The organism is Stenotrophomonas sp. YJH_SMC_69, assembly GCF_059370495.1.
In genome coordinates, this window is the sequence record NZ_JCAFTS010000008.1 from 179,855 (window position 1) to 193,113 (window position 13,259).

Annotated in this window: 9 protein-coding genes and 1 riboswitch; of the genes, 7 read left to right on the forward strand and 2 right to left on the reverse strand. The window is 68.0% G+C overall.

Translation table 11 applies throughout. From position 1 onward, the window contains the following. Window positions 1-8: 8 nt before the first annotated feature. Window positions 9-1,172 carry an acyl-CoA dehydrogenase family protein gene (locus tag AC5P8F_RS15150; protein WP_046427898.1) on the reverse strand — a complete coding sequence of 388 codons (1,164 nt, stop codon included), beginning with the start codon at window positions 1,170-1,172 and terminating at the stop codon, window positions 9-11. A 257-nt stretch (window positions 1,173-1,429) separates the two neighbouring features. Between AC5P8F_RS15150 and AC5P8F_RS15155 the strand changes: the two genes are divergently transcribed. After that, complete coding sequence (locus AC5P8F_RS15155) at window positions 1,430-3,106, forward strand: electron transfer flavoprotein-ubiquinone oxidoreductase (RefSeq protein ID WP_041862952.1); 1,677 nt, start codon at window positions 1,430-1,432, stop codon at window positions 3,104-3,106. A gap of 65 nt (window positions 3,107-3,171) precedes the next feature. Beyond that, window positions 3,172-3,573: a c-type cytochrome gene (locus AC5P8F_RS15160; RefSeq protein ID WP_014645538.1), complete on the forward strand. Its 402-nt coding sequence runs from the start codon at window positions 3,172-3,174 to the stop codon at window positions 3,571-3,573. On the opposite strand, the gene AC5P8F_RS15165 is transcribed toward AC5P8F_RS15160, so the two are convergent. Further along, entirely contained in the window at window positions 3,567-7,166 is a 3,600-nt protein-coding gene (locus AC5P8F_RS15165; protein ID WP_495228484.1) for an ATP-binding protein, read from the reverse strand. The two genes, AC5P8F_RS15160 and AC5P8F_RS15165, sit on opposite strands and share 7 nt — an antisense overlap. Before the next feature lie 75 nt (window positions 7,167-7,241). On the opposite strand from AC5P8F_RS15165, the gene AC5P8F_RS15170 reads away from it, so the two are divergent. The 5 genes from AC5P8F_RS15170 (at window position 7,242) to AC5P8F_RS15190 (ending at window position 13,029) form a co-directional block, all read left to right on the forward strand. Continuing rightward, the gene (locus AC5P8F_RS15170; RefSeq protein WP_014035550.1) at window positions 7,242-7,880 is read left to right on the forward strand and encodes a response regulator; all 639 of its coding nucleotides are present in this window, start codon (window positions 7,242-7,244) and stop codon (window positions 7,878-7,880) included. Window positions 7,881-8,256: 376 nt separating this feature from the next. After that, complete coding sequence (locus AC5P8F_RS15175) at window positions 8,257-9,027, forward strand: hypothetical protein (RefSeq protein WP_032959390.1); 771 nt, start codon at window positions 8,257-8,259, stop codon at window positions 9,025-9,027. A 112-nt stretch (window positions 9,028-9,139) separates the two neighbouring features. Next, window positions 9,140-11,128 (forward strand): peptidoglycan-binding protein, encoded by a 1,989-nt coding sequence (locus AC5P8F_RS15180; RefSeq protein WP_032959398.1) that lies wholly within the window; start codon window positions 9,140-9,142, stop codon window positions 11,126-11,128. 247 nt (window positions 11,129-11,375) lie between these two features. After that, window positions 11,376-11,783 (forward strand): glycine zipper 2TM domain-containing protein, encoded by a 408-nt coding sequence (locus tag AC5P8F_RS15185; protein ID WP_014645533.1) that lies wholly within the window; start codon window positions 11,376-11,378, stop codon window positions 11,781-11,783. A 121-nt stretch (window positions 11,784-11,904) separates the two neighbouring features. Beyond that, window positions 11,905-13,029, forward strand: coding sequence for a phosphotransferase enzyme family protein (locus AC5P8F_RS15190; RefSeq protein ID WP_197574347.1), 1,125 nt, complete (start codon window positions 11,905-11,907; stop codon window positions 13,027-13,029). 98 nt (window positions 13,030-13,127) lie between these two features. Further along, window positions 13,128-13,223: riboswitch (TPP riboswitch) on the forward strand. Window positions 13,224-13,259: the final 36 nt, after the last annotated feature.

Here is a 13,259-nt window from a genome sequence, read left to right on the forward strand (position 1 = left end):
ACCAGGTTTCAGAACGCGTTGATGCCGGTCAGTTCGCGGCCGATCACCAGCTGGTGCACGGTCTCGGTGCCTTCATAGGTGATCACCGATTCCAGGTTCAGTGCATGCCGGATCGCCACGTGTTCGGTGGTGATGCCGGCCCCACCCAGCAGATCGCGACATTCGCGGGCGATGTCGATCGCCATGCGGCAGTTGTTCCATTTGGCCAGGCTGACCTGCTGCGGCTGCAGCTGCCCGGCTTCCTTCAGGCGGCCCAGCTGCAGGGCCAGCAGCTGCGCGGTGGTGATGCGGCGGGCCATTTCGGCCAGCTTGATCTGCGCGCTCTGGGTGGCCGCCAGCGGGCGGCCGAACAGCACGCGCTCCTTGGCATAGCCCAGCGCTTCATCCAGGCAGGCAACGGCGGCACCGATCGGGCCCCAGCTGATGCCGTAACGGGCCTGGGTCAGGCAGCCCAGCGGCCCCTTCAGGCCCTTCACGTTCGGCAGGCGATGGCTGTCGGGCACGCGCACGTCATCGAAGAACAGCGCGCCGGTCAGCGACGCGCGCAGGCTCATCTTGTGCTTGATCTCCTGCGTGGTGAAGCCGGCCATGCCCTTCTCCAGCACGAAGCCCTGGATGCCGTCCTCGGTCTGCGCCCAGACGATGGCCAGGTCGGCCACCGGGCCGCTGGTGATCCACATCTTGCTGCCGCTGATGCGCCAGTCGCTGCCGTCGCGCACCGCGCGGGTCTTCATGCTGGCCGGGTCGGACCCACCGTGCGCCTCGGTCAGGCCGAAGCAGCCGATCAGTTCGCCGCGCGCCATCGCCGGCAGCCACTGCTGGCGCTGTTCCTCGCTGCCGTAGGCATAGATCGGGTACATGCACAGCGAGCTCTGCACCGAGACGAAGCTGCGCAGGCCCGAATCGCCGCGCTCCAGCTCCTGGCAGATCAAGCCATAGCTGACCGCACCCAGATCACCGCCGCCGTATTCGGCCGGCAGGGTGGCGCCCAGCAGGCCCAGCGAGGCGATCTCCGGCACCAGTTCAGAGGGGAAACGGGCCTGGTCGAAGGCATCGCCGATGATCGGCAGCACGCGCTCGTTGGTGAAGCGGGCGACGCTCTCCTGCACCGCGCGCTCTTCCTCATTGAGCAGGGAACGGACATCGAACAGATCGTACGGATGCAAAGCCATGGCACTCACGCGCAGTCAGGACCCGGCCATTGTCGGTCATCCGGGCAGAGCGTGCCGACCAGGGTCGGCACCCACCCGGGCCGCAGCCTTACGCTGCACCGCAGCAATCGTGACGTGAACATCGGCGATCTAGCTCGATCACGCGCGGCCCGGTACCCTGACACATTCAAACAACCGTTTCGCTCGTGGCTGCACGCGCGATTCCCAGGCACCGCCGGTGGCCCCGATGCCGGCCCTACCCACGAGTCATGCAATCGATGAGCGCTGAAGCCAACGCCCTGCCCCCGCGTGAAGTAATGGAATTCGACGTGGTGATCGTCGGCGCCGGCCCCGCCGGCCTGGCCACCGCGATCCGCCTGCGCCAGCGCGCGATCGAAGCCGGCCGCGAGTTGTCGGTGTGCGTGCTGGAGAAGGGGTCCGAACCAGGCGCGCACGTGCTGTCTGGTGCGGTGATGGATCCGCGCGCGCTGACCGAGCTGTTCCCGGACTGGGCCGAGCGCGGCGCACCGCTGAAGCAGAAGGTCACCCGTGACGAATTCCTGTTCCTCAGCGAAACCGGCGCGCGCAGCACGCCCAACGCGCTGCTGCCGGAGTGCTTCCACAACGAAGGCAACTACATCATCAGCCTGGGCGAAGTGACCCGCTGGCTGGCGCAGCAGGCCGAGGCGCTGGAAGTGGCGATCTTCCCCGGCTTCGCCGCAGCCGAGGTGCTGTACGGCGACAACGGTGAAGTGATCGGCGTGGCCACCGGCGACATGGGTATCGAGAAGGATGGCAGCATCGGCCCGGCGTTCGAGCGCGGCATGGCGCTGCAGGCGAAATACACGATCTTCGCCGAAGGCGCGCGCGGCCATCTCGGCCGCCAGTTGATCGCGCGTTACACGCTGGACGAAGGCAAGGACCCGCAGGCCTACGGCATCGGCATCAAGGAGCTGTGGCAGATCGACCCGTCCCGGCATGAGCCGGGTCTGGTGGTTCACGCCGCCGGCTGGCCGCTGGACAGCGACACCTACGGCGGCGCGTTCCTGTACCACGCCGACGGCGGCAAGGTCGCCATCGGCTACGTGGTAGGCCTGGACTACAGGAACCCGTGGCTGAGCCCATTCGAAGAGTTCCAGCGCTTCAAGACCCATCCGTCCATCCGCAAGCATCTGGAAGGCGGTACCCGCATCGGTTACGGCGCGCGTGCGATCACCGCCGGTGGCCTGCTGTCGCTGCCGAAGACGGTGTTCCCGGGCGGTGCACTGGTCGGCTGCGAGGCCGGCTACCTCAACGCCAGCCGCATCAAGGGCAGCCATGCCGCGATCAAGACCGGCATGCTGTGCGCCGACGCCGCGTTCGACGCGCTGGCCGCCGACCGCCAGCACGATGAACTGAGCGCCTACCCGAAGGCGTTCGAAGCCAGCTGGCTGTTCACCGAACTGCAGCAGGCCAAGAACTTCAAGCAGTGGTTCAAGAAGGGCCAGACCGTGGCCACGCTGATGACCGGCGTCGAGCAGTGGCTGCTGCCGAAGCTGGGCGTGCGCAACCCGCCGTGGACCCTGCACCGCACGCAGCCGGATCATGCCTGCCTGGAACCGGCCGCCAAGCACACCCGCATCGCCTACCCGAAGCCGGATGGGGTGCTGACCTTCGACCGCCTCAGCTCGGTGTTCCTGAGCAGCACCAACCACGACGAGAACCAGCCCAGCCACCTGACGCTGAAGGACCCCAGCATTCCGGTGAAGGTGAACCTGGCCGAGTACGCAGGCCCGGAAGCCCGCTATTGCCCGGCCGGTGTGTACGAGTTCGTTGGCGAAGCCGACAACGCGCGCCTGCAGATCAACGCGCAGAACTGCGTGCACTGCAAGACCTGCGACATCAAGGATCCGACCCAGAACATCGTCTGGGTGACCCCGCAGGGCGGCGGCGGCCCGAACTACTCGGGCATGTGATCGCCCCGGGCTGCGACCGTGTGTCGCAGCCCGACCGCTCCACCGCACCGCTATCCTGCCCACCCATGCGTGCCTGCCGCCTGCTCACCGCCGTTGCCGTGGCCCTGCTTGCCACGGCCTGCCAGCGCCCGCCCGCGGTGCCGGCCACGCCCGAACAGGCCCGGCAGCAGGCCATGCAGCGCGCGTTCGAACTGTGTGCCGGCTGCCACACCGTGCAGCCCGGTGGCATCCACCGCTTCGGACCCAACCTGCACGGCGTGATCGGCCGCCGCGCCGGCAGCCTGCCCGACTATGGGTATTCCGACGGCATGCGCCGCGCCGACATCACCTGGACCGCACAGACGCTGGATACCTTCCTGCAGTCACCCACGCACCTGGTGCCGGGCACCCGCATGTACAACGCCTTCCCCAGCGCAGAACGCCGCGCCCTGGTGATCGCCTACCTGCAGCAGCAGTCGGCTCAGTGAGCCAGGCGCTGCAGCTGTTGCTGCAGCCGCGCCACGAAAGTCGTTACGGTGGCGAACAACGGCGCCGTATCGGCCTCTGCCGCATCCTGCAGGCGCTCGACCAGGGCATTGGCCTGCTGGGCCAGTGCCGTGGCCCCGATCGCCCCGAGCCCGCCGGCCTGGCGATGCAGGTGCAGCGCCGCAGCCTGGCGGTCGCCAGCCTGCACGGCGCGCTGCACGGCGGCCAGGTCACCCTCGCTGGCCTGCAACAGGCTGTCGCGCAGCTGCTCGGCCACCACGCGCGAGCCGAAGCGCTGCTGCAGGGTGGCCAGATCAGGCAATGCTTCACCGTCGTCGGCGGCAACCTCCGGCACCGGCACCTCGAACGACTGGCCCTGGGCCTGCGGCAGCCAGCGCAGCAGCGCCGCACGCAGCGTGGCCAGCGACAGCGGCTTGGCCAGTACCTCGTCCATGCCGGCCTCCCGGCAGCGGCGCGCATCGTCGTCCAGCACGCTGGCGGTCAGCGCCAGCACCGTCAGCCGCGGCTGGCCGGTACGGCCCTCGCGTTCGCGCAGCAGGCGGGTGAAGCCAAATCCATCGAGTACCGGCATGCGGCAGTCGGTGATCACCAGGTCGAAGCTCTCCCACGACAGGCGATCCAGCGCCTGCTGGCCATCGCCCAGCAGCACATGGGGCACGCCCAGCTGCTGCAGCCGCCACGCCATCATCGCCTGGTTGGTCGGGTGGTCCTCGATCACCAGCACCCGCGCCTGGCGCAGCGCGGCGGGCAGCAGCGCGGACTGGTCCTGCTCGGCCAGCAGTGCCGCCGCGTCCTCGCTGCCGGCCTCCACCAGCGATACCCGCACTTCGGCGCGGGTTCCTTCGCCCAGCGTGCTGTGCAGGGTCAATTCGCCCTGCATCATCTGCACCAGTCGCTGGCAGATGCTCAAGCCCAGGCCAGTGCCGCCGTGGTCACGCTGGATGTAGGCACCGGCCTGCGTAAAGGGCGCGAACAGGTGCTGCAGTTGTTCCGGTGCGATGCCGATGCCGGTGTCGGTAACGCTCAGGCACAGCGGTTGCACGCCGTCTTCGCTGGTCGGCCCCAGCACCTCCAGCTGCAGGCGCACCTCGCCTTGGCTGGTGAACTTGATGGCATTGCTGAGCAGGTTGAACACGATCTGGCGCAGCCGCACGCCGTCCACTTCGTGGGCCGGCGCCAGCTCGGGATCGATCTGCACGTGCAGCGCCAGGCCACGCGCGCTGGCCTGGGCCGACAGCAGGCGGCACACGCTCTCCAGCAGGGGCCGCAGCGGTTGCGGCACCGGTTCCAGGCGCAACGCCCCTGCTTCCAGCCGCGAGTAATCGAGGATGTCATCGAGGATCTGCCGCAGCATCTGGGCCGAATCCTCGATAACGCCGAGGATGCGCTGCTGTTCGCTGTCCAGCGGTGAGTGCGCCAGCACCTCCAGCATCCCCAGCACGCCACTCATCGGCGTGCGGATCTCATGGCTCATCGTGGCCAGGAAGCGCGATTTGGCCTCGGCGGCCTGCTCGGCGTCCGCCTTCGCCGCCGCCAGGGCATCGGCCTGCATCCGCGCTTCGCTCACGTCCACCCAGTAACCGCTCCAGATCACCGCGCCCTCTTCGGCGGCATAGGGGTGGGCCTGGCTGCGCACCCAGCGCACGCCCTCCCCATCGCTGCGCAGGCGGAACTCCAGGATCAATGGGGCGAACTGGCGCGCGGCCTGCTCGATGGAGTGCAGGATGTGCGCGCGGTCCTCTTCCTCGATGCGTTCCAGCAACACCCTCGCATCCTGTTCGGCCTGCTGCCGTGTAATGCCGAACAACGCAGGCAGGTCACCGGCGATGAACGGGAAGCTGAGCGCGCCATCGGCGTCGCGACGCGCCTGATAGACCACTGCAGGCAGGTTGTCGGTCACCTCGGCCAGACGCTGCTCCAGCTGGCGACGTCCTGCCACCTCGCGGCGCAGCCGCCAATGGCCGACGCCATGTACCAGCAGCGCGGTCAGCAGCACCAGCAGCACCGGCACGCCCCACCGCAGCACCTTGTTCCAGTCGACACCGTTGCGGTACTCCACCCCCAGCCAGGCATTGCGCAGGGCCTCGCGCTTGCGTGGGGTCATCTGCAGCAGCAGGCGATCGAAGGTGGTAGCCAGTGCCGCGTGGCGGCGGTCCACAGCCAGCACCAGCTGGTCGTTGAAGCCGGCCGGTGCCGCCACCTGCAGCCGCCCCGGGAAACGGCTGCGCAGCAGGTGATCGACCACGGCAAGGTTGCCGATGTACGCATCGGCGTCGCCAGCGAGCAGGCGCTGCAGCGACTGTTCGGCGCTGCGTGCAGCGATGATCCGCGCCTGCGGTGCCTGCTGCAGCACGTAGCCGCGCACACGCTCCGGGTCGGACAGCAGCACGCGCTTGCCCTGCAGGTCAGCCAGGCCCAGCAGCGACTCGCCATCGCTCCTGACCACAATCACGTTCGGCACGCTGATGAAGGGCTGGCTGAACACCCAGTCCGGGCCCAGGTACCGTGAATCGACAGGAATGCCCATCACCGCCTGCAGCTCACCGCGGCGGGCCTTCTCGCGCACCTCGTACCAGTCGTGGCTGTCCTCGACCTGCAGGTTGGCACCGGCCTGCATCAGGCGCTGCAGGTATTCGCTGGCCAGCCCGCTGGGCCGGCCATCCTCGCCGGTGAACGACAGTGGCGCGGCATTCGGGGCGAAACCGATCTTCAACGGCTGCTCCAGCACGCGCTTCTCGGCCTGGCTCAGCGCCAGCTGCGCCGATGCCGACCAGTGCGGCGGTGGCAGCCATCGTTGTGCGAGGGCATCACGCTGGGCCTGGCTGGTGGCCGCCAGCGCCAGGTCCAGGGCTTCAGCCAGGGGTTGCTTGCTGTTGGGAATGCCGAAGTGCAGCCGTTCAGGGGGCAGGTCGCTGGGCCGCAACAGCGCCACGCCCTGCAGGCGCCGGCTGGCAATCAGCTCGGTGGCGACAAAGGCATTGCCGATGTAGACGTCGGCCTTGTCGTCTCTGACCATCTGCAATGCGCTCAACGTGTCGTTTACGACAAGCTGGCGGGCACGCGGGAATCGGGCGCGCACCTGCGGACCGGTCAGGAAATCCTGCTCGATCACCACCCGCAGACCCTCCAGGTCGGGCATGTCGGAGGCACGCAGGTCGTCCGGCCGGCCCACCAGGGCCAGCGGCGCTTCGCTGTAGGCCGCGGTATAGACCATGCAGCGGGTGCGGTCGGCACTGAGGCCGACATTCATCACCACGTCGATCTCGCCACGACATGCCGCATCCAGCACGGATGTCCAGTCCGGATAGCGGCGCGCCTCGACCTTCATGCCGAGCTGGCGTGCAAGATGCGACAGGTAGTCCGGTCCCAGACCGACCTGCTGGCCGTCACGGAGGGACTCGAAGGGCGGCCAACCGCTGTCATACTGCCCGACAACGATGGTCGGATGCGCCACCAGGTATTCGCGCTGCAACGGGCTGAGCGGCAGCAGCCCAGGGGCCGGCTGTGCCTGGGCCACGGGCAGGGCCAGCACCGCCAGCAGCAGGAGCAGCCCGCGAACAGCCCACCTACGCATCTGCGTCGATCTCCTAGAATCCTGCCAGGGACCGCGATGGTCGCGGCCCGGCGTGCCCGATGGCCATACTAGAGCATGAGCTTGCGCATCATCATCGCAGACGATCACCCGGTGGTCCGCATCGGTACCCGCGCCGTCATCGAGTCGAGCGGCGTAGGCCGCGTGGTCGGCGAGGCCGACAGCGCGCAGGCGCTGATGACCCTGCTCGCCAACCAGCCCTGTGACCTGCTGGTCACCGACTACTCCATGCCGGGCAGCCCGCAGGCCGATGGCTTCGCCATGATCGGCATGATCCGCCGCCGGCATCCGGACCTGCCGGTGCTGATGCTCAGCGTCTCCAGCAACCTGGCGATCCTGCGCATGGTGCTCGACAGTGGCGTGCTCGGTCTGGTCGACAAGAGTTCGTCAATGGACGAGCTGCCGCAGGCCATCCAGTCGGTGTACCGCGGCCAGCCCTACATCAGCCGCAGCCTGCGCGAGCGGGTGGACGCGGCCGGCAGCTGGCGCATGCGCGAGGGCGACGGCAAGCCGTTGTCACCACGCGAAGTGGAGGTGCTGCGACTGCTCGGCACCGGCATGACGGTGAAGGAGATTTCGCTGCAGCTGCACAAGAGCGTCAGCACCATCAGCCGGCAGAAGGGCGACGCCATGCTCAAGCTGGGGTTGAAGGGCGACGCCGAATTGTTCGACTACCTGCGTGATGGCAAGATCTGAGACGCACTTCACATCACAGACCCGGCTGCCGCCCCCCCTCTTTGACGGCCTGCGGATCTGTGCCAAGATGGACAGGCATGGGTTCTCAATGCGAGGTCGAAGGAATCGACCGGCTCATGTCCTCGCTCCCGTCCGTGGTGGATGGGGTGCGGCTTCCTGCCGGCCGTCTGGCCCGGCAACGCTGACCATGGAGAGGCGCATGCAGTCCCCCCCCGAGCTACGTTGGACCCTGCCGTTGCGGCCCCTGCGCGCATTCGCGGCATGCCTGCTCGTCTCTCTTTCCGCTGCCGCCTGCAGCGCCGCCGATCCGGCCCCCTCGTCCTCCCGGCCTGCGCCTGCGCAGGCTGCCAAAGCGCCCCGACAGGATGTTGCCCCGATGCAGAACCCCTCTCCCGATGCCGCCGTCACCCCGCCCGACGCGCCGACCGTGATGTATTTCATCTACCAGGTGGATGGCGACGGTGCGACGTCCTATGAGGTCCAGAACGGCAGCGTGGCGACCTTCTGGTTCGGCCACCGCTTCACCCTGGACGGCACCACCTACTACACCGGCTTTTCCTGGGATACCCGCGAGCATTACGGCAAGCCGGGCGAACAGCAGCCGGCCGGCCCCGACGACCGCGCCAATCTGGCCGAGGCCACCTTCGTACTGGCCGGCGGCGACGCGAAGAAGCCGTGGAAGTTCCGCGGCCAGGAATGGACCATCGGTGCGCTCGGCGCCTACGACAAGGCCGACGACGTCGATACCCGGCGCAAGCCGATCGAACACCACACCGCCGACGGCCGCCTGCTGCTGGCGGTGCCGACCAGCAGCTTCGACCGCGGCATCAGCAGCAGCGGCTACGCCCTGCTGCTGTTCAACCCCAAGCGCAGCGAGGACGACCTGGACAGCAAGGTCTGGCGCTACGTCGGCTCGGTGCGCACCGGCGAAGACAACAGCGCGGCCTGCGACGACGGCAACGTGATGCCGTGCACCGACAGCGATGGCGAACTGGCCTTCGTGGCCGATGGCAACGGCCTGCCGCAGCTGACCGTGACCTTCAAGGGCACCACCATCGAAGCCCCGGGCAAGACCCGCGCGCTGGGTGCCGGCGACACCGTGCACTACCGCTTCGACAGCAAGGCCCAGCAGTACATCGCGCCCTGATTTCCATCCGCCGCAGGCGGGTTACCTGTTGACCGACATGTTCTTGACTCACGGATGAGTCCGGTTGGCGATTCGCGGCATCGGCCGCTCCATCAACCCCGAGGAAAACGTCATGGCACAGCATGACTACAGCAAAAAGGAAGTCCTGGACATCGTCGAGCAGGTCGCCCGGCAGAAGGGCATCCCGGTCGATGACTTCATGCGCTTCGCGCACATCGAGACCGGCGGCACCTTCAACGAGCGCGCCCACAACACCTCGACCGGCGCCAAAGGCCTGTTCCAGTTCGTGCCCGGCTCGGCCCGCCAATACCACCTGACCGGCCACGAATTCGACCCGACCCGCAACACCGAAGCCGCCGCGCAGATGTACCAGGACAACCTGGGCTCGATGGCGCGCCGCAATGAGCGCACCGGCCACCCGTACCTGTCCGGCGGCGACACGCCGACCGGCCTGGACCTGTACCTGGCCCACCAGCAGGGCAGCGCCGGCTATGGCTCGGTGCAGACCGCGATCGCCACCGGCACCTTCGGCGTGGTCCGCAACGGCCATGGCGAAGAGATCAACATGCGCCGCAACGTGCTCAACCAGATCGGGTCCGATGCCAAGGCGCTGACCGGCCACACCCTGGCCGAAATGCGTGGCATGAACGACGGCGACCTGGCGCGGACCTTCTCCAGCTACTACATCCACAAGTACGCAGCGATCAGCATCCCGGAAAAGCACATCACGCCGCAGACCGTGGCACCGGGCCAGGCCCAGGCTCCAGGCACACCTGCGCAGACCGCCGCAGTGGGTGCCGCTGCGGCCACGCTGGCGGCGACCGCAACGGCTCCTGCTGCGCCGAAGCCGGGCATCGAACTGCACGCCGCGTACGACGCTGGCGTGAAGTACGACGATGTGAAGTACGCCATCAACATCCCGGGCCACGCGCTGTACGTGCCGGGCAAGACCGGCAAGAACGTGGACCAGGGCTACATCGATTGCTCCGGCTGGGTCGGCACCCTGCAGAACCGGACCATGGACGAGATCAACCAGAAGGCCGGGCACGCTGTCTTCAGCAAGGCCGACCGCATCGACCTGGGCAACCTCGGTTCCGGCGGCATCGTGCACAAGGCCGTCGAACAGTCCGGCGTGCTGCTCGAGCGCGACGCCATCCTCAAGCCCGGTGCGCTGAAGGAAGGCATGGTCATCGGCCTGGATACGGCCAGGACCCGCCACGAGCACTGGAATGGCATCGACCACATCGTGATGGTGGTGCGCGACCCGAACACCGACAAGCTGCTGATCAGCCAGTCCACCGGCAGCAAGGGCGTGCACACCATGCCGGTGGAGGATTACCTCAAGCAGGTGAAGGACCACCCGCACTGGAAGCTGTTCGCGTCGGACCCGTTGTCCAAGGCGCGCGACCTGCTGGAAAGCCGCACCCAATCGCATGAGCAGACCCAGGGCAAGCCTGCGGCCGAACACAAGGCCGCTGCCGCCCCGCACGCCGAGCTGTACAAGCCGGGCGCGCACAGCGAGGGCGTGCGCAAGGTGCAGGAGCAGCTGGGCCACCTCGGCTATGCCGGGGCCGACGGCAAGCCGCTGGCCGAGGACGGCCGCTTCGGCCGCAATACCGAAGCGGCGGTACGCCAGCTGCAGAAGGACAACGGGCTGGTTGCCGACGGCATCGTCGGTGCGAAGACGCTGGATGCGATCAAGGAGGCCCGCGAGCGCCCGCTGCTGAACGACGAGCGGCACCCGCGCAATCCGATGTACCTGCAGGCCACCGAAGGCCTGGAACGGATGCCGGCGGGCACCTTCAAGGACCGTCACGCGCTGGAAAGCGCCGCAGCGGCCCTGACCAGGGAGGCGCATGCCGCCGGCCTGCAGCGCATCGACGCGGTGGTGCCCAGCCCGAACGGTGAGCGCCTGTTCGCCGTGCAGGGCACGGTCGGTGACCCGGCGGCCAGCCGCGTTGCGGTGGAAACCCGCACCGCCAGCGAGCAGAGCATGGCGCTCAGCAGCGGCGCGGTGCAGGGCGCGCCGAACGTGCTGCACCAGCAGCAGGACGCGCAGCAGGAACAGACCCGCCAGGCGCAGAAGGCCATGGGCGTCTGAGCCCGCAGCGCCTTGCAGACCGGGAGGGGCCGCGCCATGCGCGGCCCTTTCCCTTTCTGCCAGCTGAGCGGTAAAAGCCACTTTCAGCCTTGCTTCATGCCGCCTGACGCTAGATGAATGCGCAAGCCGCCCGGTAGGCCAGGCAATGTTCCGGCAATGTCGGAACGCCAGCGTGGTCTCCACGGCAGCCGGGGCGCCCCGCGCCCTCCCTGCCCAGCGTGGCATGCACCTCACAGGAGAACCGAACATGCTCAGTACTTCCACACTCAGCTTCCGTGGTCTGGCGATGGCCCTGGCACTGGTTGCCGGTGTCGCCGTGGTCAGCGATGCCAGCGCGATGTCGAGGAAGGACAAGCGCACCCTGGTCGGCGCCGTGGTCGGTGGCGTGGCCGGCAACCTGCTGTCCAACGGCGACCCTGCGGCCACCGTCGGCGGTGCCGTGGCCGGCGGCGCGATCGGCAACCTGACCACCTCCGACCGCCGCGACCGCCGTTACTACGACAATCGCCGTTACGACGACCGCTACGATCGCCGTTACGATCGTGGCTACTACCGCAGTGGCTACTACGACCGTGGCGATGACCGCCGCTGGCAGCGTGAGCGCTACTACGACAACCGCTACTACCACGACCGCGGCCGCCATCGCGGCTGGTAAGCAGCGCCGACATACCGATGACGCGGAGACGGGCGGGTCGATGACCCGCCCGTTTGCGTTGGCCACGCGCATGGCGTTGAATGCGCAGCCTTGGATGTGACTTTCCCGATCGGACTGTGGCATGACGTCTTCCTCCCACCGCGTGCAGGGCCTCAACAACGACGAGGTCGCTGCCGACTGGCCACCGATCAGCGCGGCGGACATCGCGTGGCTGAGTACGCGTTACCCGCAGCTGGGCGGGCACAGCCAACCCCGCTGGCACAGCCCGCGGCCGCTGTCTGCCGCCGCCATCGTCAATGGCACGCGCGCACCGGTATTCATCAAGCGCCACCACCACAGCGTGCGCAGCGCGGCCTGTCTGGAAGAAGAACACCACTTCATCGCCCATCTCGCCGCCGCCGGCGTGCCAGTGGTGCAGGTGCTGCCGGCCACCGATGGCCACACTGCGGTCGAACACGGCGAATGGACGTTTGAACTGCACGATGTCGGCGTGGGCGACGACCTGTATCGCGACGCGGTGTCGTGGTCGCTGTTGACCGATGTCGCGCAGGCCCGCGAAGCAGGGCGCACGCTCGCACAGCTGCACCGTGCCGCCGCCAGCTACCACGCGCCCCAGCGCAGCACCCATCTGCTGGTGGCGCGCGACGACCTGATCCGTGCCGACGATCCGATCGCCGCCATCAAGGCAGGACTGGATGAACGTCCCGGGCTGGCACGCTATCTCGCGCGCATTCCATGGGAAGCACAGCTGCAGCGCGACGTGCTGCCGTGGCACGCCGGCCTGGCCGAGCGCCTGCGCGCCGAGCCCCGGCTGTGGGCGCACAACGACTGGCATGTCTCCAACCTGCTGTGGCGCAACGGCGAGGTCAGCACCGTGCTGGATTTCGGCCTGGCGTCGCCCACCAGCGCGCTGTTCGACCTCGCCACCGCGATCGAGCGCAACGCAGTGGCGTGGCTGGAACTGGAGCGCGGCATGGAGGCAGTGCGCATCGATATCGCGCTGGCCCTGCTCGACGGCTACCGCGAGGTGCTGCCGTTGTCGGCGGCACGCGTGCACCTGCTGGCCGACCTGCTGCCAATGGTCCATTTCGACTTCGCACTGTCCGAAGTGGAGTACTTCGAAGGTGTCACCCGCTCAACCGCGAATGCCGACGTGGCCTGGCAGCCCTTCATGCTGGGCCATCCGGCGTGGTTCCACAGCGCGCCGGGGCGGGCACTGCTGCAGGCCCTGCACGCCGTCGCGTGATCCGGTTGACGCAGCGTTGCGGTCAGATCCCTTTCCGCAGGAAAGGGATCTGACCCCGGCTGGCGCTCGCAAATCCGTACCATTTGTAGTGAAATGGTCACCTGAAGCGGGGGTGCCTGGATCTGCCAGGCTGAGAGAGTCCCTTGGAACCTGATCCGGTTTGCACCGGCGTAGGGAGCTTTGAGCCGCAGCCACACCCCCATCATGGGCCGGTGCACCTGCGCGCCGTC

Excerpts from the sequence above, each read along its gene's own strand:
- AC5P8F_RS15180 (WP_032959398.1), top strand. The coding sequence starts at position 9,140 with ATGGCACAGCATGACTACAGCAAAAAGGAAGTCCTGGACATCGTCGAG.
- AC5P8F_RS15190 (WP_197574347.1), top strand. The coding sequence starts at position 11,905 with ATGACGTCTTCCTCCCACCGCGTGCAGGGCCTCAACAACGACGAGGTC.
- AC5P8F_RS15170 (WP_014035550.1), top strand. The coding sequence starts at position 7,242 with ATGAGCTTGCGCATCATCATCGCAGACGATCACCCGGTGGTCCGCATC.
- AC5P8F_RS15185 (WP_014645533.1), top strand. The coding sequence starts at position 11,376 with ATGCTCAGTACTTCCACACTCAGCTTCCGTGGTCTGGCGATGGCCCTG.
- AC5P8F_RS15160 (WP_014645538.1), top strand. The coding sequence starts at position 3,172 with ATGCGTGCCTGCCGCCTGCTCACCGCCGTTGCCGTGGCCCTGCTTGCC.
- AC5P8F_RS15175 (WP_032959390.1), top strand. The coding sequence starts at position 8,257 with ATGCAGAACCCCTCTCCCGATGCCGCCGTCACCCCGCCCGACGCGCCG.
- AC5P8F_RS15165 (WP_495228484.1), bottom strand. The coding sequence starts at position 7,166 with ATGCGTAGGTGGGCTGTTCGCGGGCTGCTCCTGCTGCTGGCGGTGCTG.
- AC5P8F_RS15150 (WP_046427898.1), bottom strand. The coding sequence starts at position 1,172 with ATGGCTTTGCATCCGTACGATCTGTTCGATGTCCGTTCCCTGCTCAAT.
- AC5P8F_RS15155 (WP_041862952.1), top strand. The coding sequence starts at position 1,430 with ATGAGCGCTGAAGCCAACGCCCTGCCCCCGCGTGAAGTAATGGAATTC.